Origin of the sequence: [Mycobacterium] stephanolepidis (assembly GCF_002356335.1) — a bacterium.
Classification (GTDB): domain Bacteria; phylum Actinomycetota; class Actinomycetes; order Mycobacteriales; family Mycobacteriaceae; genus Mycobacterium; species Mycobacterium stephanolepidis.
The window spans coordinates 3,655,156-3,675,497 of record NZ_AP018165.1 but is presented as its reverse complement, the minus strand read 5'-3'; the positions used below and the strand labels follow the sequence as shown (position 1 = coordinate 3,675,497).

The 20,342-nt window shown below is 64.7% G+C and carries 23 protein-coding genes; 12 read left to right on the top strand and 11 right to left on the bottom strand.

Annotated features, from left to right (window positions below):
- The first annotated feature begins 115 nt into the window (after nt 1-115).
- Entirely contained in the window at nt 116-2,914 is a 2,799-nt protein-coding gene (secA, locus tag MSTE_RS18290; RefSeq protein ID WP_096503354.1) for a preprotein translocase subunit SecA, read from the top strand.
- Nucleotides 2,915-2,926: 12 nt separating this feature from the next.
- Here secA and MSTE_RS18285 read toward each other — a convergent pair whose 3' ends face one another.
- Nucleotides 2,927-3,397: an Rv3235 family protein gene (locus tag MSTE_RS18285; protein ID WP_096503352.1), complete on the bottom strand. Its 471-nt coding sequence runs from the start codon at nt 3,395-3,397 to the stop codon at nt 2,927-2,929.
- Between the two features lie 174 nt (nt 3,398-3,571).
- Here MSTE_RS18285 and MSTE_RS18280 point away from each other — a divergent pair, with 174 nt between their 5' ends.
- The 4 genes from MSTE_RS18280 (at nt 3,572) to MSTE_RS18265 (ending at nt 8,027) form a co-directional block, all read left to right on the top strand.
- Complete coding sequence (locus MSTE_RS18280; RefSeq protein ID WP_096506069.1) at nt 3,572-4,981, top strand: WS/DGAT/MGAT family O-acyltransferase; 1,410 nt, start codon at nt 3,572-3,574, stop codon at nt 4,979-4,981.
- Nucleotides 4,981-5,481 (top strand): DUF6912 family protein, encoded by a 501-nt coding sequence (locus MSTE_RS18275; RefSeq protein WP_096503350.1) that lies wholly within the window; start codon nt 4,981-4,983, stop codon nt 5,479-5,481. The genes MSTE_RS18280 and MSTE_RS18275 overlap by 1 nt, the downstream gene beginning before the upstream one ends.
- A gap of 102 nt (nt 5,482-5,583) precedes the next feature.
- Nucleotides 5,584-6,723, top strand: a complete 1,140-nt coding sequence (locus tag MSTE_RS18270; protein ID WP_096503348.1) for a ferredoxin reductase — start codon at nt 5,584-5,586, stop codon at nt 6,721-6,723.
- A 74-nt stretch (nt 6,724-6,797) separates the two neighbouring features.
- Nucleotides 6,798-8,027, top strand: a complete 1,230-nt coding sequence (locus MSTE_RS18265; RefSeq protein WP_096503346.1) for a fatty acid desaturase family protein — start codon at nt 6,798-6,800, stop codon at nt 8,025-8,027.
- 276 nt (nt 8,028-8,303) lie between these two features.
- On the opposite strand, the gene rsgA is transcribed toward MSTE_RS18265, so the two are convergent.
- Together rsgA and aroA are read right to left on the bottom strand one after the other, a co-directional pair.
- Nucleotides 8,304-9,284 (bottom strand): ribosome small subunit-dependent GTPase A, encoded by a 981-nt coding sequence (rsgA, locus tag MSTE_RS18260; RefSeq protein ID WP_096503344.1) that lies wholly within the window; start codon nt 9,282-9,284, stop codon nt 8,304-8,306.
- Nucleotides 9,281-10,579, bottom strand: a complete 1,299-nt coding sequence (gene aroA / locus MSTE_RS18255) for a 3-phosphoshikimate 1-carboxyvinyltransferase (RefSeq protein ID WP_096503342.1) — start codon at nt 10,577-10,579, stop codon at nt 9,281-9,283. Before aroA ends, rsgA begins: the two co-directional genes overlap by 4 nt.
- Before the next feature lie 58 nt (nt 10,580-10,637).
- Between aroA and MSTE_RS18250 the strand changes: the two genes are divergently transcribed.
- Nucleotides 10,638-11,411, top strand: coding sequence for an SOS response-associated peptidase (locus MSTE_RS18250; RefSeq protein WP_096503340.1), 774 nt, complete (start codon nt 10,638-10,640; stop codon nt 11,409-11,411).
- Here the strand turns inward: MSTE_RS18250 and ybaK are convergent.
- Nucleotides 11,398-11,904: a Cys-tRNA(Pro) deacylase gene (gene ybaK / locus MSTE_RS18245; protein WP_096503338.1), complete on the bottom strand. Its 507-nt coding sequence runs from the start codon at nt 11,902-11,904 to the stop codon at nt 11,398-11,400. The two genes, MSTE_RS18250 and ybaK, sit on opposite strands and share 14 nt — an antisense overlap.
- A 149-nt stretch (nt 11,905-12,053) precedes the next feature.
- Between ybaK and MSTE_RS18240 the strand changes: the two genes are divergently transcribed.
- Together MSTE_RS18240 and rsrA are read left to right on the top strand one after the other, a co-directional pair.
- A complete protein-coding gene (locus MSTE_RS18240; RefSeq protein WP_096506067.1) occupies nt 12,054-12,767 on the top strand; it encodes a sigma-70 family RNA polymerase sigma factor in 714 nt (237 codons plus the stop codon).
- Nucleotides 12,764-13,072 carry a mycothiol system anti-sigma-R factor gene (gene rsrA / locus MSTE_RS18235; protein WP_096503336.1) on the top strand — a complete coding sequence of 103 codons (309 nt, stop codon included), beginning with the start codon at nt 12,764-12,766 and terminating at the stop codon, nt 13,070-13,072. Before MSTE_RS18240 ends, rsrA begins: the two co-directional genes overlap by 4 nt.
- Before the next feature lie 2 nt (nt 13,073-13,074).
- On the opposite strand, the gene MSTE_RS25895 is transcribed toward rsrA, so the two are convergent.
- Both MSTE_RS25895 and MSTE_RS25735 read right to left on the bottom strand, forming a co-directional pair.
- Nucleotides 13,075-13,149: a 50S ribosomal protein bL37 gene (locus tag MSTE_RS25895; RefSeq protein WP_085988129.1), complete on the bottom strand. Its 75-nt coding sequence runs from the start codon at nt 13,147-13,149 to the stop codon at nt 13,075-13,077.
- Between the two features lie 17 nt (nt 13,150-13,166).
- A complete protein-coding gene (locus MSTE_RS25735; RefSeq protein WP_096503334.1) occupies nt 13,167-13,358 on the bottom strand; it encodes a hypothetical protein in 192 nt (63 codons plus the stop codon).
- Between MSTE_RS25735 and MSTE_RS18225 the strand changes: the two genes are divergently transcribed.
- Both MSTE_RS18225 and MSTE_RS18220 read left to right on the top strand, forming a co-directional pair.
- Nucleotides 13,341-13,559: a biotin/lipoyl-binding carrier protein gene (locus tag MSTE_RS18225; RefSeq protein WP_096503332.1), complete on the top strand. Its 219-nt coding sequence runs from the start codon at nt 13,341-13,343 to the stop codon at nt 13,557-13,559. The two genes, MSTE_RS25735 and MSTE_RS18225, sit on opposite strands and share 18 nt — an antisense overlap.
- Nucleotides 13,560-13,570: 11 nt before the next feature.
- The gene (locus tag MSTE_RS18220) at nt 13,571-15,061 is read left to right on the top strand and encodes a sensor histidine kinase (RefSeq protein WP_096503330.1); all 1,491 of its coding nucleotides are present in this window, start codon (nt 13,571-13,573) and stop codon (nt 15,059-15,061) included.
- An 85-nt stretch (nt 15,062-15,146) separates the two neighbouring features.
- Here the strand turns inward: MSTE_RS18220 and MSTE_RS18215 are convergent, their stop codons facing one another.
- A complete protein-coding gene (locus MSTE_RS18215) occupies nt 15,147-15,401 on the bottom strand; it encodes a WhiB family transcriptional regulator (protein WP_005056343.1) in 255 nt (84 codons plus the stop codon).
- A 416-nt stretch (nt 15,402-15,817) separates the two neighbouring features.
- Complete coding sequence (locus tag MSTE_RS18210; protein WP_096503328.1) at nt 15,818-16,795, bottom strand: diacylglycerol/lipid kinase family protein; 978 nt, start codon at nt 16,793-16,795, stop codon at nt 15,818-15,820.
- Nucleotides 16,796-16,872: 77 nt separating this feature from the next.
- Between MSTE_RS18210 and MSTE_RS18205 the strand changes: the two genes are divergently transcribed.
- A complete protein-coding gene (locus MSTE_RS18205; RefSeq protein WP_096503326.1) occupies nt 16,873-17,280 on the top strand; it encodes a hypothetical protein in 408 nt (135 codons plus the stop codon).
- On the opposite strand, the gene MSTE_RS18200 is transcribed toward MSTE_RS18205, so the two are convergent.
- The 3 genes from MSTE_RS18200 to MSTE_RS18190 are packed head-to-tail and all read right to left on the bottom strand — an operon-like array spanning nt 17,277 to nt 19,478.
- A complete protein-coding gene (locus tag MSTE_RS18200; protein WP_096503324.1) occupies nt 17,277-17,762 on the bottom strand; it encodes a GNAT family N-acetyltransferase in 486 nt (161 codons plus the stop codon). The genes MSTE_RS18205 and MSTE_RS18200 overlap by 4 nt on opposite strands.
- A complete protein-coding gene (locus tag MSTE_RS18195; protein WP_096503322.1) occupies nt 17,755-18,864 on the bottom strand; it encodes an isochorismate synthase in 1,110 nt (369 codons plus the stop codon). The genes MSTE_RS18200 and MSTE_RS18195 overlap by 8 nt, the downstream gene beginning before the upstream one ends.
- A gap of 2 nt (nt 18,865-18,866) precedes the next feature.
- Entirely contained in the window at nt 18,867-19,478 is a 612-nt protein-coding gene (locus MSTE_RS18190; RefSeq protein ID WP_096503320.1) for an acid phosphatase, read from the bottom strand.
- A 61-nt stretch (nt 19,479-19,539) separates the two neighbouring features.
- Here MSTE_RS18190 and MSTE_RS18185 point away from each other — a divergent pair, with 61 nt between their 5' ends.
- On the top strand, nt 19,540-20,337 hold the full coding sequence (locus MSTE_RS18185) for a ParA family protein (RefSeq protein ID WP_030096939.1): 798 nt from the start codon (nt 19,540-19,542) through the stop codon (nt 20,335-20,337).
- The last annotated feature ends 5 nt before the right edge of the window (nt 20,338-20,342 follow it).

The window sequence follows — 20,342 nt, the reverse complement described above, 5'->3', positions numbered from 1 at the left end:
CCCAAAACGGTTCGGCGGCGCGTGCGCCTACGATGGGACTCGCTGAAGACGGATGAGCCGCTTGCGCGAAGACCGAACGTTTGCGTGAGTCCTAACGAGTACAGGGGTTATTGACGTGCTGTCGAAGTTGCTGCGCCTTGGTGAAGGTCGCATGGTCAAGCGTCTCAAGGGCGTGGCCGATTACGTCAACACCCTGTCCGACGACGTTGAGAAGCTCTCCGATGCCGAACTGCAGGCCAAGACCGGTGAGTTCAAGGCCCGCCTGGAAAAGGGCGAGACCCTTGATGACCTGATGCCCGAGGCATTCGCGGTCGCACGCGAGGCGTCCTGGCGCGTGCTGAGCCAACGGCACTTTGATGTGCAGGTCATGGGCGGTGCCGCGCTGCACGCCGGAAACATCGCCGAGATGAAGACCGGTGAAGGCAAGACCCTGACCTGTGTGCTGCCCGCCTACCTGAACGCGCTGGCCGGCAAGGGCACGCACGTCGTCACCGTCAACGACTACCTGGCCAAACGTGACTCGGAGTGGATGGGCCGCGTGCACCGCTTCCTGGGGCTGGAGGTGGGCGTGATCCTGTCTCAGATGACCCCGCCGGAACGCCGCGAGGCCTACAACGCCGACATCACCTACGGCACCAACAATGAGTTCGGCTTCGACTACCTGCGCGACAACATGACCCACTCGCTCGACGAGCTGGTACAGCGCGGTCATGCCTTCGCCATCGTCGACGAGGTCGACTCGATTCTGATCGACGAGGCCCGTACCCCGCTGATCATCTCGGGTCCGGCAGACGGTGCCTCCAATTGGTACACCGAGTTCGCGCGGATCGTGCCGCTGATGGACAAGGACACCCACTACGAGGTGGACATCCGCAAGCGAACCATCGGTGTGCACGAGCTCGGTGTCGAGTTTGTCGAGGACCAGCTGGGCATCGACAACCTGTACGAGGCGGCCAACTCACCGTTGGTGAGCTACCTCAACAACGCCATCAAGGCCAAGGAACTGTTCAACCGGGACAAGGACTACATCGTCCGCGACGGCGAGGTGCTGATCGTCGACGAGTTCACCGGTCGCGTGCTGCTGGGTCGGCGCTACAACGAGGGCATGCACCAGGCCATCGAGGCCAAGGAGCGGGTGGAGATCAAGGCCGAGAACCAGACGCTGGCCACGATCACCCTGCAGAACTACTTCCGCCTCTACGACAAGCTCGCCGGTATGACCGGTACCGCGCAGACCGAGGCGGCCGAGCTGCACGAGATCTACAAGCTCGGCGTGGTGTCGATCCCCACCAACCGGCCGATGGTCCGCAAGGACCAGTCCGACCTCATCTACAAGACCGAGGAAGCCAAGTACATCGCCGTCGTCGACGACGTGGTGGAGCGGTACGAGGCCGGCCAGCCCGTCCTGATCGGTACCACGAGTGTTGAGCGCTCCGAATACCTTTCACGGCAGTTCACCAAGCGTCGCATTCCGCACAACGTCCTCAACGCCAAGTACCACGAGCAGGAAGCCCGCATCATCGCCGAGGCTGGGCGTCGTGGAGCCATCACGGTGGCCACCAACATGGCAGGTCGTGGTACCGACATCGTGCTGGGCGGTAACCCGGACTTCTTGGCGGACACACATCTTCGCGAACAGGGCCTGGACCCTGTGGAGACCCCTGACGAGTACCAGGACGCCTGGGACGCGACGCTGCAGAAGTTCAAGGACGCCGCCGAGACCGAGGCGAAAGAGGTGCAGGAGGCCGGCGGTCTGTACGTGCTGGGTACCGAGCGCCATGAGTCACGGCGTATCGACAACCAGCTGCGTGGACGTTCCGGACGTCAGGGTGACCCGGGCGAGTCCCGCTTCTATCTGTCGCTGGGTGACGAATTGATGCGGCGCTTCAATGGTGCTGCGCTGGAAACCATTCTGACGCGCATGAACGTCCCCGATGATGTGCCGATCGAAGCCAAGATGGTGACCAGCGCCATCAAGAGCGCGCAGACCCAGGTTGAGCAGCAGAACTTCGAGGTCCGCAAGAACGTCCTCAAGTACGACGAGGTGATGAACCAACAGCGCAAGGTCATCTACGCCGAGCGTCGCCGCATCCTCGACGGCGAGGATCTGCAGCCGCAGATCGAGGAGATGATCACCGACACCATCGCCGCCTACGTCGACGGTGCCACTGCCGACGGTTACCACGAGGACTGGGACTTCGAAGCGTTGTGGACCGCACTCAAGACGCTGTACCCCGTGAGCCTGAATGCCGAAGAACTCATCGCATCCGACACATACGGTGAGGCCGATGAGCTGAGCCCCGCCGACCTCAAGGCAGCATTGCTCGATGATGCCAAAAAGGCTTACAAGGCAAGGGAAGCCGAGATCGACGGGCTGGCCGGTGAGGGATCGATGCGTCAGCTGGAGCGCAACATCTTGCTCAGCGTGATCGACCGCAAGTGGCGTGAGCACCTCTACGAGATGGATTACCTCAAGGAGGGCATCGGCCTGCGGGCGATGGCGCAGCGTGATCCGCTGGTGGAATACCAGCGCGAGGGCTACGACATGTTCACCGCCATGCTCGACGGCCTCAAGGAGGAGTCGGTCGGCTTCCTGTTCAACATCAACGTCGAGGTAACGTCGCCCGCGGAAGACGCAGCCGGCGCAGTCGCTCCGCAGGCAGCACCGGAAGGGCTGGCCGAGTTCGCTTCCGCCGCAGCGCAAGCAGCGCAAGGCGAGTTGCGGGCCAAGGGCCTTGATGAGTCGACGCCGGAGCTGATCTACTCTGGTCCGGCAGAAGACGGCTCGGCGCAGTCTCGGCATGAAGGCAGCGGCGCCTCGGCCTCAGGCGGCGGCACGCGGCGCGAGCGTCGGGAAGCTGCGCGTAACGCGGGACGCACCTTCAAGCCGACGAAGTCCCGCCGCAAGCGGTAGCGGCCGTCGGCCTCAGGCGAGCTGCAACGCGACCACCAGCCAGCTGCCCCGTACGGATTGGATGCGTCCGGCGAACGCCCTGACGCGTCCGCCGCGCTCGAATGTCCCGAAGATCTCTGCGGCGTCGTCCGAGCAGCGGCGCACCCGAATCTTGGACAACCGGGCAGCGGCGGTGACCGGGGTGCGCGATGAACGTGCCATCACCGCGCTGAGCGGCCCGTCCGCCAGCAGCGGGCGCAGCTGGGCTACCGGACGGCGCCGGTCCATGACTTCCAGGACACGGCGCATTGCAGCATCGGCGAACGCAACCGCCTGGGGCGGCGGAGATTGTTCGCGCAGATGTGTTTGACGCTCGATACCCGCTGGCCGAGTCCGTGATTGGTGCAACCTTGTCGGGCGTGGTGCCTGACAGGCCGGCGGCAGGCTGGCCAGTACCGGGGCCGGTTCGTAGTCGGCCACCCGAGTGACATAGCGATGAGACATTTTCCCCCTCCAGTGAAATGAGCCCCCTCATTTGCTCTGCTGGAGAGATGCAGATTGTTGCGATCATGATCGCACAGCCGGTGGTCAGGGCGCCAGGGTACGGTGAGCAAGACGTTCGGCACAGCGGCGCCGTTGGGTACAAGTGGTGAGTTCGAGGGGAAGGCGGCGCGGATTGTGGTGACCCGGTTGTCCGCGCTCGACGCATCGTTCTACTCCCGTGAGGACAGCTCTACCCCGATGCATGTCGGCTCGTTGGCGATCATCCGCAAGCCCCGCGGCGGCTTCACGTATGAGGAGCTCCTTGCGCTGGTGGAGAGCCGACTGCCGCAAGTTCCGCGCTATCGACAGAAGGTCAAGGAGATCGGTTTCGGGCTGGCCCGGCCGGTCTGGCTCGACGATGTCGATTTCGATGTCACCTACCACATCCGGCGCTCGGCACTGCCGTCGCCGGGCAGCGACGGTCAGTTGCAAGATCTGGTGGCGCGCTTGACATCTCGCCCGCTGGATCGATCGCGACCGTTGTGGGAGATGTACCTGGTGGAGGGCTTGTCCAAGAACCGCCTGGCCATCTACACCAAGACTCATCAGGCTCTGGTGGACGGCCAATCCGCGCTGGAACTCGGGCAGGTCATGTTCGACCGGACTGCTCGCACGCCGGACTTCGGTGAGGATATCTGGGTTCCCGGGCATGAACCGAGTGCGAACGAGCTGATCGCCGGCGCGGTTTCGGAATGGTTGGCGCGTCCCGGCGCCCGCCTGGAAGCGGTGCGCACCGCGGTCGCCGATGCCGCATCGCTGACGGGTGAGATCGGTGAGCTGGGGGAGCGGATGGTCAAGGTGGTGCGCACCGCGGCACGCGGTGCCGCCCCGCGTGGGCCGCTGAACCAGCGGGTGTCGCGCAGCAGGCGGTTCAGCGTGGTGACCACCAAGCTGGCCGACTATCGGCGGGTGCGTGCCAAATACGATTGCGATGTCAACGATGTGGTCTTGGCGGTAATCGCTGGGGCGCTGCGTAATTGGCTGATGAGCAGGGGAGAGCCGGTCACCACCGCCTCCACGATTCGCGCGATGGTGCCGATGTCGGTGTACCGGGACGGGGATCTGGATGTCCTCGCCGAGGGGGCCGCCACCACCGAGGTGTCGCCATTTCTGGTAGATCTTCCGGTCGGGGAGGGCAACACCGTGGTGCGGTTGTCTCAGATCGCGCATGCCACCGAATCACACTCTGCCGCATTCAGTTTGGTGGATGTTCCGAACATGGCCGCGCTCTCGGGATTCGTGCCGCCGACCCTGCATGCATTGGCGGCCCGCGTCGCGACCACGCTGCCCAATCGGTTGTTCAATCTGTTGGTCACGAATGTTCCTGGGCCGCAAGCCCCGATGTACCTTGGCGGTGCACGCTTGGCGGAGATCTACCCGGTACCTCCGCTGCTGCGTAATCAGGTGTTGTCGATCGGGCTGACTTCCTACAACGGCGTGGTGTACTACGGGATCAATGCTGATCGCGACGCGATGCCCGATGCCGACATGCTCCCGGTGTTGATCACCGAGGCTCTCGACGAACTGCTGGAGGCGGCGCAGTAATGCAGGTTTATATCCCGGTGACGCTCGCGATGCTGCGTGAACTGGTGACCGACGGCGAGTTGTGGCCGGTGAACGGCACCGCCTTCGCGGTGACACCGGCGCTGCGCGAGGCCTACTCCGCAGGCGATGAGGAGGAGCTGTCCGAGGTGGCGATGCGCGAGGCGGCGATGGCCTCGCTGCGGCTGCTGGCCAACCATGACGGCGAGGACCAATTGCCGGCCCGGCGAGCGGTGCTGGTGGCCGATGCCGACGATGCGAAACTGCGCCCCGATTTGGACGATGCGGTGGTGCGGCTGGCGGGTGCGGTACCGATGTCCGCGGTGGTGGCTGCGCACGTCGACCTGGCGCAGGCCGAGTCTGATGTGGTGCGCGCGGCCGAGGTGATCGATGCCGCAGATCTGGGCGATGAGGATGCCGAGCTGGTGGTCGGGGACGCTCAGGACCATGATCTGGCCTGGTACGCGACGCAGGAACTGCCGTTCCTGCTCGACTTGCTGTAGGCGGCATGACGTGGTCGATTGGCCTGTTTCCGACCAGTAACCTACGGTAGCGTAGGTTACGCCTGGCTGGGCATCTCCTTCATCACCGGAAGGTCATTGGCTGTGAAATTGTCTTCCTGGCTCGACGGGTCCGCCTCGGGTACCCCCAAGTCGCGCCATGCCGCGGTAAACGTCTTGCGTGGCTTGGCTTCTCGCATTACCACCCCGCTGCTGCCTGACGACTATCTGAGTCTGGCCAATCCGCTGTGGTCGGCCCGGGAACTGCGCGGCCGCGTGGTCAGCGTGCACAAGGAGACGAGCGATTCGGCGACCTTGGAGATCAAGCCGGGCTGGGGCTTCCACTTCGACTATCACCCGGGTCAATACGTCGGGATCGGCGTGCTGATCGACGGACGTTGGCGTTGGCGGTCGTACTCGCTGACCTCGGCCCCCGTGCACGCCGGCGGCTCCGGCCGCACCATCACCATCACGGTCAAGGCGATGCCTGAGGGATTTCTCTCGACACACCTGGTCAACGGCCTCGAGCCCGGCACGATCGTGCGCCTGGCCGCCCCCCAGGGGAATTTCGTGCTGGACGATCCCGCGCCACCCGCGATCTTGTTCCTCACCGCGGGCAGTGGCATCACCCCGATCATGTCGATGCTGCGTACGTTGGTGCGCCGGTCGGCGGCGGCCGACTTGCCCCTGCCCGATGTGTTGCACCTGCACTCGGCGCCCACCGAGGCCGATGTGATGTTCGCCGGTGAGCTCGCCGCGTTCTCCGAGGCGCACCCGTCGTACCACTACCGACTGCGGACGACGAGAACACAGGGACGTCTGGACCTGTCAACGCTGGCCTCGGAGGTGCCGGACTGGGCGCAGCGTCAAACCTGGGCATGCGGGCCAGAAAGCATGCTTGATGATGCGCAACGGGTGTGGGCCGACGCGGGCCTCGGCGAGCTGCTGCATCTGGAGAGGTTTGCGGTCTCGCGGGCGGCACCGCACGGACAGGGTGGCCTGGTCACGTTCGCGCGCAGCGATAAGCAGCGTGAGGCCGATGCGGCCACCTCGCTGATGGAGGCCGGGGAGGATGCCGGAGTGCAGATGCCCTTCGGCTGCCGCATGGGCATCTGCCAGACCTGTGTGGTGTCGCTGGTGGAGGGCCACGCTCGTGACCTGCGTACGGGGGCCGAATACGAGCCGGGAACGCGCATTCAGACCTGCGTTTCCGCGGCTTCGGGGGATTGCGTACTCGACGTATGAGGTTAACGGTCTAGTAACCTACGGTGCCGTAGGTTACGGTAACGTAGGCACGAACCGTCGAAGGGAGCTCACGGATGGCGATTTCGGATATCCAGGAATTCGCGCACCTCACCGAGGCTGATGTTGAGGCCCTCGGAAATGAGCTGGATGCGATCCGTCGTGATGTCGAGGAATCGCTCGGAGCCGCCGACGCACGGTATATCCGTCGCACCATCGCCGCCCAGCGGGCCCTGGAACTGAGTGGGCGTGTGCTGCTGGCCGCGAGCAAGAAGCGGTCTGCCTGGTGGGCTGGAGCGGTGACGCTCGGGGTGGCCAAGATCGTCGAGAACATGGAGATCGGCCACAACGTCATGCACGGCCAGTGGGATTGGATGAACGATCCCGAGATCCACTCCTCCAGCTGGGAGTGGGACATGGTGGACCCGGCCTCGCACTGGAAGCAGACCCACAACTACATCCACCACAAGTACACCAATGTGCTGGGCATGGATGACGATGTGGGCTACGGTCTGCTGCGCATCACCCGCGATAAGAAGTGGACACCGTTCAACCTGGGCAACCTCGTCTACAACACGCTGTTGATGCTCCTCTTCGAATGGGGTGTTGGCACACAGCATTTGGAGCTCGGCAAGGTAGCCCAGGGACGCGCCGACAAGGCGGAGTTCCGCGCCAAGCGTGATGAGGCGCTGGCCAAGATGGGCAAGCAGGTTGCCAAGGATTACGTGGCCTTCCCGGCGCTGAGCGCGCTCTCGCCCACGGGAAGCTATCGCAAGACGGTGACCGCCAACCTGTTGGCCAACGTGATCCGCAACATCTGGTCTAACGCGGTCATCTTCTGCGGCCACTTCCCGGACGGTGCCGAGAAGTTCACCAAACAAGACCTGGAGAACGAGACGCAGGGCCAGTGGTACCTGCGACAGATGTTGGGCAGCGCCAACTTTGACGCGGGTCCGGCGATGGCCTTTATGAGCGGCAACCTGTGCCACCAGATCGAGCACCATCTGTTCCCGGATCTGCCGAGCAACCGGCTCTCCGCGGTGGCGGTACGAGTGCGCGAGCTGTGCGACAAGTACGACCTGCCGTACACCTCCGGGCCATTCCTGCTGCAGTACGGCAAGGCGTGGCGGACCATCGCCAAGCTGTCGCTGCCGGACAAGTACCTGAAGTACACCGCGGACAACGCGCCGGAAACGCGCAGCGTCAAGATGTTCGACGAGCTGGAGCCGCGCGAGCGGCGAGGGCTCAAGTCGGCATTCGAGGCGGTACGTGCACGCAGAAGGGCGCGTCGCAGCGTCAACGCCTGACGAGACAACCTAAAAGCCCCCGAACGCGCAATGCGTCGGGGGCTTTTAGGTTTGGTAGCAGCCGGGAACTATCCCAGGCCGGACACGGAGAGCCACATGGTGGCCCAGGCGGCGACACCGCAGGCGAAAATGGCTGCCACATTGGCGATTCTACGGACGTAGCTCGTCATCTCTTAACCCCTGACCCTAGTCGGCTGTTTCCGTCGCAGCCACTGATGGAAACGCTAATCGCCATGTGCTGTTCGCGCGATCCGAGAAGGCCTCCGCAACCAAGAGTTAGGCCGTTGTTAACACAGAAAGCAGTTGTCGCACCGCGATCACGCGTTTCGCGGATGCGCCGGTGAGCTCGTCGAGGGCGCACTCGGGGTCTGCGGGTGGGCCGAGATGCTGGCAGCCGCGCGGGCAGTCCTCGATGGCCTCGGACAGGTCGCTGAATGCGGCGAACACGTCTGCGGGCTTGATGTGGGCCAGGCCGAACGACCTGATGCCCGGAGTGTCGATGACCCAGCCCGACGGATGCAACGGCAACGCCACCGATTGGGTGGATGTGTGCCGGCCCTTGCCGACACCCGTCACCTCACCCGTCGCGCGATCAGCTTCGGGCACAAGCCGATTGACCAAAGTTGACTTGCCCACCCCGGAGTGGCCGAGCAGCGCGGTGAGTCGGCCGGTCAGCACATCCATGATGGGTTCCAGCGGCGCGCCGCGCCCCGCGACGATGACCTGAATATCGAGATCGGCGAACTGTGCCGCGAACGAATCCGGATCTGTGAGATCGGTTTTGGTGAGAGCAAGGATGGGGATGAGGCCCCCCGCGTACGCGGCGATGAGCGCACGTTCCACCAGTCCGGTGCGTGGCGGGGGATCGGCAACCGCCACCACGATAAGCAACTGATCGGCGTTGGCCACGAAGACCCGTTCAAACGGATCGGTGTCATCGGCTGTGCGGCGCAACACTGTTCGCCGTTCCTCCAGCCGTACGATGCGTGCCAGCGAGTCGGGGCGGCCGGACAGATCGCCCACCAGGCTGACGGTATCGCCCACCACGATCGGAGTGCGGCCGAGCTCACGGGCACGCATCGCGGTTACCTGTTCGGTGGGGTCGTCGTTGAGCACACACCCCCAGCGGCCGCGGTCCACGGTGACCACCATCGCGGGCACCGCGTCGGCATGGTCGGGACGATTCTTGGTGCGAGGCCGCGAGCGTCGGCCCGGCCGGATGCGGGCGTCGGACTCGTCGTACTCGCGTGGGCTCAAGAGGCGCGACCGCCCGATTGAGCGAGCATGTCGGCCCACATTCCGGGGAAGTCGGGCAGCGTCTTGCCGGTCGTGGCGATGTCGTCGACGGAAACTCCGGGCACCTTCAGACCGACGAGGGCCCCGGCTGTGGCCATCCGGTGATCGGCGTACGAACCCCAGACGCCGCCGTGCAAATCGGTGGCGACGATCCGCAGCCCGCCTGCGGTCTCCTCGCATTGCCCACCAAGAGCGTTGATCTCATGGGCAAGTGCCTTGAGCCGGTCGGTTTCGTGACCACGCAGATGCGCGATCCCACGCAGCGTGGAGACGCTCCCGGGTGCGGCGAGAGCAGCCAGTGCCGCCACCGTCGGGGTCAGCTCGCCAACCTCACCAAGGTCCAGATCGACACCGCGATAACCGGTCTGACCGATGACCTCCAGATGGGAATCCGTCAGTGACACGGTCTGGGCGAACTGGCGCACCACATCCTCGATCTGGCGGGCGGGCTGAGTGGATTCTCGCGGCCAGCCACTGATGCGCACACTTCCGCCGGTGGCCAACGCCGGCGCGACGAACGCCAGCGCGTTCGACAGGTCGGGCTCGATCGCCCAGTGGTGCGCGGGAATTGGCTGAGGATCGATATGCCAGCGCCCGGGGATAGAATCGTCGACCGCGATACCCGCCTCGCGGAGCATCGTCACCGTCATGACCACATGGGGACCCGACGGCAGCACGTCCGCGGTATTCACCGCCGTCAGACCTTCGGCGAACGCGGCGCCGGAAAGCAGGAGGCCGGAAACGAATTGGGACGATCCGGACGCATCGACACCGACCTGGCCGCCGCGGACTTGCCCGGCACCTGCCACCGTGAACGGCAGGTGCTGCCCGTCAATGCCGACTCCGATGGCACGCAGCGCGTCCAGCAGCGGAGCAATGGGCCGGGCGCGTGCCTGATCGTCACCGTCAAAAATGGTGGGGGCGTGACGAAATGCTGCCACCGGTGGCAGGAAACGAAGGACTGTCCCGGCAAGCCCGCAGTCGACCCTCGACGTGTCCCCGTCGCCGGTCCCGGGGGAGATGGTCAGGTCGGTACCGTCGCCGGTGACGACAAACCCGAGCGCTCGTAACGCTCCGATCATGAGATCGGTGTCGCGGCTGCGCAATGCGCCGGACACGGTGGAGGTACCGCCCTCGCGCGCCGCCAACGCCGCGAGCACGAACGCTCGATTGGTCTGAGATTTCGAGCCGGGCATGGTGATGGTCGCGTTGACGGAACCGTCGATCGTCGGTGCCTGCCAGAGTCCGCTTGTCACCGCTCTATTGTCCCGGACGCGTACCTGCGGTGTCGGCCCCGGGTGGCACGATGGCGATATGTGCGGACGGTATGCGGTGACGATCGACCCGGCGCTGCTCGCCGCGGAGATCGACGCAATCGACGAGATAAGCACAGCGAGTCAGTTGTCGGGGTCTGCGCAGCAGCTTCCCGTCATCCCGAACTACAACGTCGCCCCCACTGATCCGGTGCTCACGGTGGTGGCGCGGCATCGCGAGCCCGGCGACGTTCCCACTCGTCGTATTCGCGCCATGCGCTGGGGTTTGGTGCCGACATGGGCGAAGGCGCGCGAAGACGGTCGACCGCAGGCCAAGGGTGCGCCTCTGATCAATGCCCGGGCGGAGAGCCTCACCACGGCCGCGACCTTCCGCGTGGCCGCGCAATCCAAGCGGTGTCTGGTTCCGATGGACGGCTGGTACGAGTGGCGTAAGCAGGAGGGCGCCAAGACGGCGTTCTATATGAATGCCGGCGACGGAAAGCGATTGTTCGCCGCGGGCCTGTGGTCGGTGTGGAAGCCCGCCAAGGACGCGGCGCCGCTGCTGAGCTGCACGATCGTCACCACCGATGCGGTCGGTCCGCTCCAGGAAATTCATGACCGGATGCCGTTGATGCTGGGTGCTCAATCGTGGGATCGCTGGCTGGACCCCGACCGCGATCTGGACCAGAGCCTTCTGCAGGGGACAGGGGACGCAACCGGAATCGACACTCGGCAGGTCTCCTCGTTGGTCAACAGTGTCGCGAACAACGGTCCGGAACTACTCGCGCCAGATGACGGATCCCAGCGGGTGGGGGAGCAGATCACCCTGCTGTGATGGGTGCCGTCACGGCGTCGGCGAGCCGGACCAAGTCGGTGGGTGCCAGTGCCATCTGCAACCCGCGCTTTCCCGCGCTGCACAGTATGCGATCCCAGGTCAGGGCGGACGAATCGATGACGGTGGGTAATGATTTTCGCTGCCCGAGCGGAGAGATTCCGCCCACCACGTAACCGGAACTGCGTTCGGCCGCCGCCGGATCAGCCATGGTGGCCTTGGCCCGGCCGAGTGCGGCGGCGGCAGCCTTGAGTGAGAGCGTCGCGGGTACCGGGATGACCGCGACTGCCAGATCCGCCCCGCGATCCAGCGAGATCAGCAGTGTCTTGAAGATCTGTTCGGGAACCAACCCGGAACCGGCCAATGCGCGTACCGCCTCATCGCCGTACGCGCTCTCTCCGGGACGGTGTTCATAGGGCAGCAGTTCATAGTCGACTCCGGCCGCGATCAACACGGCGACTGCCGGAGTGGCAGCTTTGACGGCCTTGGAACCCACGATCTGGACAGTAGTGCTACGGGTCCGGTGAATGTGGAGTTGACAGTCGAGATACTTTGGGAAATACCCCGGCATGCGTCGGTGTTGAGCAGTGTGTCCGCAAAGAGCGGACTATGGTCCTCAACACGGAAGGGGTATTGCAGGTGACAATGGCGTGCCTCGAACGTCCGATGTCGGTGCCGATCCGTATGGTCGGTGTCGCTACCGAAAGGACCGCCGTGACAGACACTGCAGATCCCGTTGATCAGCCGATTCAGGTGGAAACGAAGGCGGAAACTGAGGCCGAGCGGGCCTCACGGTTTCAGCGTGACGCGCTCCCGCTGCTGGATCAGCTTTACGGTGCTGCGCTGCGGATGACACGGAACCCCGCCGACGCGGAGGACCTGGTGCAGGAGACGATGGTCAAGGCGTACGCCGGGTTCGGAACCTTCAAAGAGGGCACCAATCTCAAGGCCTGGCTGTACCGGATTCTCACGAATACGTACATCAATATCTATCGCAAGAAGCAGCGTCAGCCGGCGGAGTATCCGACCGAGGAGATCACCGACTGGCAGCTGGCCGCGAACGCTGAACACACCTCCACAGGGCTGCGGTCGGCGGAGATCGAGGCACTTGACGGGCTGCCTGATGACGAAATCAAAGAAGCGTTGAATAAGCTGCCGGAAGAATTCCGGATGGCCGTGTACTACGCGGACGTCGAAGGCTTCCCGTACAAGGAGATCGCCGAGATCATGGACACGCCGATCGGCACGGTGATGTCGCGGTTGCACCGTGGCCGTCGCCAGCTTCGCGAATTGCTGGCCGAAGTGGCCAAGGACCGTGGGTTCCTGCGCAACAATGAGTTGGCGGAGGGCCGGGCATGACCGACGGTGAACTGAAGAACAGTGTTGATAAGGGCGGCAACTGCGAGGTATCGGGTTGCGCCGAGGTGATCGCGGAGGTGTGGACCCTCCTCGATGGTGAATGCAGCGCAGAGAACAGTGAGCGGCTGCGGCATCATCTCGAAGAGTGCCCGGGCTGCCTGCAGCACTACGGCATTGAAGAGCAGATCAAAACACTCGTAGCCCGCAAGTGCGGTGGAGAAAAGGCACCTGACGGGCTACGTGAGCGTCTTAAGTTGAAGATCACTCAGACCACGCTCATCGAGCAGCGGGCTGAGAACTCCTAGCGCTAGCTGTTGGGACGCTTGCCGTGGTTGGCGGCGTTGTGCTTGCGGCTGCGCTTCTTGCGACCACGCTTGGCCATGGGAATCTCCTTACCGATCAAATGGGTTCCGGGTGTGAGCCCGGCTGACATGCCAGCTGCGCGTAATGCGCGCCGGTGTGTGTATCCAGTCTCTCATGCCGGGGCGGGTGGTTGAAAGCGTGGATCCCGTAGGTGTGGTTCGATACTGAGGACCGGTAACCGGATGTCGACGAGAGCGAGGTGGCGCGCAGGTGGCCGAGGAAGTACACGCCGAGATCGTGGCCAGCGTGCTGGAAGTGCTCGTCACGAAGGGTGATGCGATCGCCGAAGGCGACACGATCGTCCTCCTGGAATCCATGAAGATGGAGATCCCGGTGCTGGCTGAGGTGGCGGGAACCATCGGCGACGTGAGCGTTTCGGTGGGCGACGTCATCCAGGCCGGCGACTTGATCGCCGTCATCGACGACTAGATCGCCACCGCATGTCAACTCTCGGTGATCTGCTTGCCGAGCACACCATGCTGCCCGGCGAAGCGGTCGATCATCTGCACGCCGTGGTTGCCGAATGGCAGCTGCTGGCCGACCTCTCGTTCGCCGACTATCTGATGTGGGTGCATCGTGACGACGACGCCTTCGTGTGCGTCGCCCAGTGTCGACCCAACACCGCGCCGACCATCATCGACAGCGACGCCGTCGGCACCGTCGCGAAGATCGCGGACGTTCCGTTGGTGGAGGCGGCGTTCACGTCGGGTTCCATCGAGCGGGAAAGCGATTCGGATCTGACCGAGCACGCCTCCGAGCTGAACGTGGAAGCAGTCCCGGTGCGCTGTGGGGACCGGACCGTGGCCGTACTGACCCACCAGACCGCGCTGGCCTCCCGACTGAAGAAGGGCGTGCTGGAACGCGCGTATCTGGAGTGTGCGGGCGATCTGCTGCTGATGCTCACCGAGGGCACCTTCCCGAACGTGGCCGATCAGGCGATGTCGCGCTCCAGCCCCCGGGTGGGTGACGGATTCATCAGGCTCGACGTGTCCGGTGAGGTCCGATACGCCAGCCCGAATGCGTTGTCGGCGTATCACCGCATGGGTTTGGCCAGCGATCTGCAGGGGCATGACCTCATGGAGGTCACCAAGCCGCTGATCTCGGACCCCTTTGAAGGTCAAGAGCTCGCGGCGCATGTCCGCGACGTGCTGGCCGGCGGGCCGAGTATGCGCATGGAGGTCGACGCACGCGGTGCCGCGGTGCTCATCCGCACCTTGCCGCTCATCGTGCGCGGTGCGTCGGTGGGGGCGCTGCTGCTGACCCGTGACGTGACCGAGGTCAAGCGCCGCGACCGGGCACTGCTGTCCAAAGACGCCACCATCCGCGAGATCCACCATCGGGTGAAGAACAATCTGCAGACCGTGGCCGCGCTGCTGCGACTGCAGGCGCGGCGTACACAGAACGAGGAAGCGCGCGAGGCGCTTTTCGAATCGGTACGCCGGGTGTCGTCCATCGCGCTGGTTCACGACGCCCTGTCGATGTCCGTGGACGAGGAAGTCAACCTCGACGAGGTGATCGACCGGATCATGCCGATCATGACCGACGTGGCCACCGTCGACACCAAGGTGCGGGTCTCCCGTGAAGGTGCGCTCGGGGTGCTCGACTCCGACCGTGCGACACCGCTGATCATGGTGATCACCGAACTGGTGCAGAACGCCATTGAGCACGCCTTCGAGGAGGGTGCGCAGGGTCAGGTGATCATCAGGGCGGAGCGCTCGGCACGCTGGCTCGACGTCGTCGTGCACGACGACGGGCGAGGACTGCCCGAGGGATTCAGTGTGGAGACGTCCGACCGGCTGGGATTGCAGATCGTCAGGACGTTGGTGTCGGCCGAGATCGACGGCTCACTGGACATGCGCAGCGACCCAGAAGGCGGAACAAATGCGGTGCTCCGGGTGCCGCTGGGCCGGCGTGCCCGCCTAATGGCCTGAAAGTTTTGGCGCGGCAAGCGATCCGACCCAGAGCAGCAAAGAACCCGGCACCAAATTTTGTGCCGGGTTCTGCAATGCTGCGGCGTTAGACGGCGCTGCGGGCGCGAGCGCGGGCGTTGCGACGCTTGAGGGCGCGGCGCTCATCCTCGCTGAGGCCACCCCACACACCGGCGTCCTGGCCCGACTCCAGCGCCCAGGTAAGGCACTCGGTCGTCACCGGACAGCGGTTACAGACGAGCTTTGCGTCAGCGATCTGGGCAAGGGCCGGTCCGCTGTTCCCTACGGGGAAGAACAGTTCGGGATCCTCGTCGCGACAGACCGCCTTATGGCGCCAATCCATAGTTGTGCACTCCTTTTTCATCGCGCGCGCCACAAGCGCACGAGATCAATGTTTTTCGGCTGTTAACGCGTGCGTACCAAATGTTTCTGCACTGTTGCTTCCGATCGTTTCACAAGCTCAGCAGAAGTCAATAGCGTGAGTTAACACGTGGTCAATCTCACTCGGGGGTGGTGTCTGCGGACTCCACATTCGTTTGTACTACACTCACCCCATCTGCGCCTTGAATCTGGCGAGATTCCCCCATTTTCCCAGGTGGCTTAGTGCTACTGGTGAGTAACATCACGGCCGGCTACTACTCGACTACGTCAAGTAGTACATCCGATATGCGCCGGGTGTGATGCAGACCGCGTCGCTGCTGTGAGTCGACTGTGCCCGGAACGGGCTGTCGCCCAACACCATTGCGCTCTCGGTCGGTCTCAGGAGAGTGCTTCTGCGGGTTTTGCCGGGGCCACCACGTCGAGAACATCGGGTTCGGCGGTGAAGGTCAGCTCGCTGCGGAACCCTAGGAAATCGCCGTCGACCTGCGTGGCGATCGGTGCCGACGCGCGTACCCGCACCCACCCCACGTCATCTTTGCGCAGCAGGTGACCGGCCGCGGGGCGGTCCGGGCGGGGCGCGCCCACCATCTGGCGGACCAGGCGAAGATTGGCCATCACGTTCATGCTCTTCGACGCGAACACGCCCAAACCGCTCTCGAAGCCGGTGCCCGGATTTGTCCAGATGGCGCGCTCATTGGCGTACGTCCACGGGTTGGAATTGCTGATGAACGCGAAGTGGATGCCCTCCTGCGGCGCCAGGCCGGGTAGCTCGACAGTGAGGGTCGGCTGGTGGCGCGCGGCGCGGAAGAAGCTCAGGACCGCGCGCGTCACATACCGTCCGGCCGTGACCTGCTTGCCCTTGTTGCGATGAGCCTCCATCGCGGCGACCACCTCGCCGTCCAGGCCCATCCCTGCGTTGAAGATGAACCAGCGCTCTCCGCAGTGCCCGAGACCGATCCGGCGCCACCGTGGCTGGTCGCGGCGGTGTGCATCGAGCAGATCGACCACTTGGTTGGTGGCCTGAACGGGGTCGGCCGATATGCCGAGCGTCCGTGCGAACACGTTGGCCGAGCCGCCGGGTACCACCGCGATGGCGGGTAACGGACCCGGCGCAGGATGTCCCGGCTGACCGAGCAGGCCGTTCACCACCTCGCTGACCGTGCCGTCGCCGCCGTGTACGACGATGACCGCCGCCCCCTCGTCGGCTGCGCGCCGGGCCAGCTCACTGGCGTGGCCCCGATGGTCTGTGTGCAGAACCTGAAGATGCACCCGACTCTCGAGTGCGTGAGCCAGCAGGTCACGCCCGGCCGCCGTTGTCGAGGTGGCATTGGGATTCACGATGAGGACCGCACGCACGGGGCATGAGCCTAGCGGGATCTTTCTTCACACAAGCTGCCCATCGCCGCCGTGACGTGTCCACCTAGGCTTGTCGGGTGACCACAGCCGTTCCGAATACCGTTCGCCGCGCCGGGACGATCGTTGCCGGCGAAGGTGCCGTGGGACTAGTCATCGCGGTGGTCCTGGTGGTTCGGGCGGCCGGTGGTGCCGATCAGCATCTGGTGAACGGGTACGGCACCGCCGCCTGGTTCGCGGTGTTCGGCACCGCCGTCCTTGCGGCTGGTCTCGCCCTCGCTACGGGGAAGCGTTGGGGCAGAGGGATCGCCGTGATGATGCAGCTGCTGCTACTTCCCGTCGCGTGGTACGCGGCCGTGGGGTCGCATCAATTCGCGCTGGGCGTACCGATTGCCATCGTCGCCGTGGTGGCGCTGGCGCTGCTGTTCAGCCCCACCGCGCAGATATGGGCCACCGGCGACGAGGCCGGCGCCGACGAATCCGACTAGCGGTCCGAGGCCAGCTGCGCCAAAGCCGGGCCCTGCAGCCGGTAAGTGATCCAATCCGACTGCGGATTGGCCCCGATCGAGTCGTAGAACTTGATGGACGGTGTATTCCAGTCCAGCACAGCCCAATCCAGCCGGGTGTAGCCGTTGGCCACGCATTCGGCGGCCAGCGCCGACAACAGGGCCTTTCCCAGTCCGGTGCCGCGCTGCTCGGGCTTGACGTACAGGTCCTCCAGATAGATGCCGTGTTGACCGGTCCAGGTGGAGAAGTTCAGGAACCACACGGCCGTGCCGCAGACCACTCCGTCTGACTCCGCGACATGCGCGAAAAGTGCCGGAGCCGAACCGAATAGCGCCTTACGAAGTTGGTCCTGGCTGATGTGGCATTCGTCGCGCGCCTTTTCGTACTCCGCCAGATCCTCGATGAGGCCGACGATGGCCGGGACGTCCGCTTCGGTGGCGCGCCGAATCTGGGTGTTACTCACTGTGGGCTCCTAACCCTGCCAATATGGTCCGGAATTTGACGGTGGTCTCCGATAACTCGTCCTGGGGATCCGATTCGGCGACTAGGCCGCCGCCCGCATAGGCGCGGATGGCCGTGCCGCCCGCTGACAGCTCGGCGCAGCGGATCGAGACGGCCCAGCGACCGTCCCCGCTGCTGTCGCACCAGCCGACCGCGCCCGCGTAGAACCCGCGATCACCCTCGATGCGTGCGATCAGGTCGGCCGCAGCCACGGTGGGGGTCCCGCATACCGCCGGGGTGGGGTGCAGGGCCATTGCCAAATCGATTGCGGTGGTGGAACTTTGGCGTAGCCGGGCGCTGATGGAGGTGCTCAGATGCCAGAGCGCCGCGGTACGACTCAGCGTCGGCTCCGGTGGAACCTGAACATCGACGCACAACGAGGACAGATCCTCGCGCAGCTGATCGATCACCACGGAGTGTTCGTGGCGGTTCTTATGTGAGCCCGCGAGGTCTTCGCCCGTGCGCCGATCTTGCGATGGATCGCTGGACCGAGGGGCCGAACCGGCGAACGGGTGGCAGATCACCATGTCTCCGCGGCGCTCCACCAACAGCTCCGGGCTGCAACCCACCATGGTGTGTCCGCGGAACCGCTCGCCCGCGGGGGAGAGGTCCACACAGAAACTGTTGGCGTCGGGGTCGTTACGGATAAGCCGATGGGTCAACACCAAGGCGTCCACAGGGGCGTCGGCCTGTAACTCCAGTACCCGCGCGAGGACGACCTTCGACAGGCCCCCGGTGGTGTCACGCAGCACTTCGACGGCCTCGGTGACACGTCGCAGATGCTCAGAGGGCTCCGGAACTTGTTGTGTCACATGGATATTCGGCATGGTGCCGTAGAACTCGCGGGGTTGCCCGCGCTCAACTATCGCCGGAACCGTCAGTGCTGCCGGCTTGGAGGTGTCGAAAGGTAGCGCACCCACCAGCATGCGGTGTCGGCCGGCGCGCAGGGCTTCCGCGGCGCTCGCGACGTCGTCGTAGGCCCGTTCGCGGCCATATGCGTACAACGCGTCGGCCGCTCGCGACATCACGAAATGCGGGAGCACGGGCGAGTCGGTGGCCGTCATGGTCAGCTAGACGGTACCGGGTGCCTGTACCCGGTCAGCCCAAGTGCGGCCACCTGGCGCTGGCCGTGCTCATGCCCGCCCACCGCGATCGAGGCCGTGGCCATGCCCAGCCGAGTGCCCTCCTCCAGCGGCAGGTCGATCCACCGGGTCATGAGCGCGCGCGAGAAGTGGCCATGACCCACCAACAGCACATCGCGTTGGGTGAGCTCGGCGGCGATCTTGGCGATCACCCGGTCGGCTCGGGCCTGTACCTGCGCCACCGACTCGCCGCCGGGGCAGTCGTGCGTCCACACCAACCAACCTGGGTCGTTCTCGCGAATCTGCGGTGTGGTCAGGCCCTCGTAATCGCCGTAGTCCCATTCGGCGAGCTCCTCGTCGGTTGCGTCGATCGTCAGACCCGCCAGTTCGGCGGTCTGGATCGCCCGTCGGCGCGGACTGCTCACCACAACCGGATCATTCAGATCGAGATTGGCCAGCACCTCGCGCGCCGCCACAGCCTGGGCGCGACCGATTTCCGTGAGATCCAGATCGGTGCGACCGGTATGCCTGCCGATCTTTGACCACTCCGTTTCGCCATGACGTAGCAACAACATTCGGTTCTGAGGGGCAGACACGCACTTGATTGTGCCGTACCGACTTCCGTCGTGATCGTGTTCGGCATGCCAGTATGTGGACGTGACTCGGGTGCTGGCGGTAGCCAATCAAAAGGGCGGGGTGGCCAAAACCACGACGGTCGCGTCCCTCGGCGCGGCATTGGCTCAGGCCGGCAAGAAGGTGCTGCTGGTTGACCTCGACCCACAGGGCTGTCTGACGTTCTCGTTGGGGCAGGATCCGGACCGCCTGGGGGTCTCGGTGCACGAGGTGCTGCTGGGGCAGGCCGATATCAAGGAGGCGCTGCTCACCACCGCCGAGGATCTGACGCTGCTACCTGCGAACATTGACCTGGCCGGCGCCGAGGCGATGCTGCTGATGCGGGCGGGACGCGAGTACGCGCTGAAGCGGGCGCTCGAATCGCTGGGGGACGACTTCGATGTGGTGATCATCGACTGCCCGCCCTCCCTGGGGGTGCTGACACTGAATGGTTTGACGGCGGCCGATTCGGTGATGGTGCCGCTGCAGTGCGAGACCCTGGCGCATCGAGGTGTCGGACAGTTCCTGCGGACGGTGACCGACGTACAGCAGATCACCAACCCCGGGCTGACGCTGTTGGGTGCGCTGCCCACCTTGTACGACTCGCGGACCACGCACAGTCGCGATGTGCTGTTGGACGTGGCCGACCGTTACGAGCTGCCGGTGCTCGCGCCGCCGATTCCCCGAACGGTGCGCTTCGCCGAGGCGAGTGCTTCGGGTGCGTCGGTGCTCGCGGGCCGCAAGAACAAGGGCGCGCTGGCCTATCGCGAGCTGGCGCAGAGCCTGGTGAAGCACTGGAAGAGCGGTAAAGCCATGCCGACCTTCACTCCGCCGGTGGACTGAGTCGA

Coding starts and splice junctions, on each gene's coding strand:
- MSTE_RS18285 (WP_096503352.1), bottom strand. CDS start 3,397: ATGTCTCATCGCTATGTCACTCGGGTGGCCGACTACGAACCGGCCCCG.
- MSTE_RS18220 (WP_096503330.1), top strand. CDS start 13,571: ATGTCAACTCTCGGTGATCTGCTTGCCGAGCACACCATGCTGCCCGGC.
- MSTE_RS18275 (WP_096503350.1), top strand. CDS start 4,981: ATGCAGGTTTATATCCCGGTGACGCTCGCGATGCTGCGTGAACTGGTG.
- MSTE_RS18195 (WP_096503322.1), bottom strand. CDS start 18,864: ATGACGGCCACCGACTCGCCCGTGCTCCCGCATTTCGTGATGTCGCGA.
- MSTE_RS18240 (WP_096506067.1), top strand. CDS start 12,054: ATGGCGTGCCTCGAACGTCCGATGTCGGTGCCGATCCGTATGGTCGGT.
- rsrA (WP_096503336.1), top strand. CDS start 12,764: ATGACCGACGGTGAACTGAAGAACAGTGTTGATAAGGGCGGCAACTGC.
- MSTE_RS18215 (WP_005056343.1), bottom strand. CDS start 15,401: ATGGATTGGCGCCATAAGGCGGTCTGTCGCGACGAGGATCCCGAACTG.
- MSTE_RS18265 (WP_096503346.1), top strand. CDS start 6,798: ATGGCGATTTCGGATATCCAGGAATTCGCGCACCTCACCGAGGCTGAT.
- MSTE_RS18250 (WP_096503340.1), top strand. CDS start 10,638: ATGTGCGGACGGTATGCGGTGACGATCGACCCGGCGCTGCTCGCCGCG.